1 protein-coding gene is annotated in these 1,493 nt (G+C 71.3%); it reads left to right on the top strand.

What is annotated here, in order from left to right; genetic code table 11:
* Positions 1 to 385: 385 nt before the first annotated feature.
* Positions 386 to 1,493, top strand: a 1,108-nt coding sequence (locus E9529_RS21375) for an IS110 family transposase (protein ID WP_236833269.1), incomplete at its 3' end; no start/stop codon positions are given.

The raw sequence follows: 1,493 nt of genomic DNA, 5'->3' as shown, positions 1-1,493 counted from the left end.
GATAGGTCCCTCGACAAGACCCATCCTTGCTGGTCAGGAGCACTTTTCAGTTGATCAACACCCGGTCACGCCGCTCTCCCGTGAAAGCCCCGGGCTAGCACTGGAGACTCCAAGATCACGAGGCATCACACCTCATGCACCTGCGGTACGAAGAGGCGCCCCGTTGCCGAGGCGGGGTGCTCGCGGGCGTCACCGGCGAGGCTCGACCTTTTGCTGCCCGCCGTGTCTGTCGTGGCCTTCGCAATGATTGCCCGTCGGTGACGTCCGTCGGGGTTCGGGCGGTTGACGCTTGATAGGAGCGTGGGGCCGCGGCGGCCCGCAGGTGCATGCGCTGCGCCCGGACACCGGCGATCCGCGGGCTCGCCCGACGCGGAAGGAGCCAGGTGTGCTCGCCGGAATCGACACCCACAAGGACACCCTCGCGGTGGCCGTCATCGATCAGGCCGGACGTCCGCTGGTGGTCACCGAGGTGGCCAACACCGAGGCCGGCTTCGCCGCCCTCGAGCAATTGATGGTGGAGCACGCGGTCACCCGGGTGGGCATCGAGGGCTCGGGCAACTACGGCCGCGGTGCCGCCGTCCACCTGGTCCTGGCCGTTCCGGCCGAGGTGGTGGAGGTCCCGCCCAGCCTCACCTCCCGGGAGCGCTCCGGCCGGCCCGGGCAGGGCAAGACCGACCCGGTCGACGCGGTCGCGATCGCCCGGATCACCGCCCGCGAGCCGGCCCTGCCGGCGGTGCGCCTGGCGGTCGGTCAGGCCGCCGACCTGCGGGCGCTGGCCGACTACCGCGCCCAGCTGGTCGCCGAGCGGACCGCGCTGGCCAACCGCACGCACACCGAGCTGCACGGCCTGCTGCCCGGCTACCAAGCCCAGATTCCGCGGCTGACCGCGCCGACCTTCATCGCCAAGGCAACGGAGCTCCTCGCTGGCGAGACCAGCGTGCGGGCACTGCTGACCCGCCGCCGGCTGGTCCGGCTGGCCGAGCTGACCGCAGAAATCCACGAGGTTGCCGCGCTCATCGCCGCCGCGGTGGCCGAGGTCGACACCGGGCTGACCGGCCTCTACGGCCTGGGCCCGGTCGGTGCCGCCACCATCCTGGGCGAGGTCGCCGACGTGCGCCGCTACCGCTCCCGGCACGCCTTTGCCGCGGCCAACGGCACCGCCCCGCTTCCCGCCTCCTCCGGCCGCACCACACGACATCGGCTCAACCGCTCGGGCAACCGGACGCTGAACCGGGTGCTCTACACGATGGCCATCACCCAGATCCGCGCCGACACCGAAGGCCGCGCCTACTACCTGCGCAAACGCGCCGAGGGCAAGACCGGACGCGAGGCGCTGCGCTGCCTGAAGCGACGGCTCTCCGACCTGGTCTACAAGACCCTGCACGAAGACCTCGCGGTCAAGCCCGCTGGCGTGGTGTGTGACGGCTACCGCGTGATCTTCATGTCTGGTCAGGCGCTGAGCGCCGGGATCGTCGGCTGGCCGGTCACCTCCT

The sequence above is a fragment of the Blastococcus sp. KM273128 genome, from assembly GCF_021698975.1.
Classification (GTDB): domain Bacteria; phylum Actinomycetota; class Actinomycetes; order Mycobacteriales; family Geodermatophilaceae; genus Blastococcus.
Note: the sequence above shows the minus strand (reverse complement) of the source record. Positions and strands in the feature narration are given on the sequence as shown.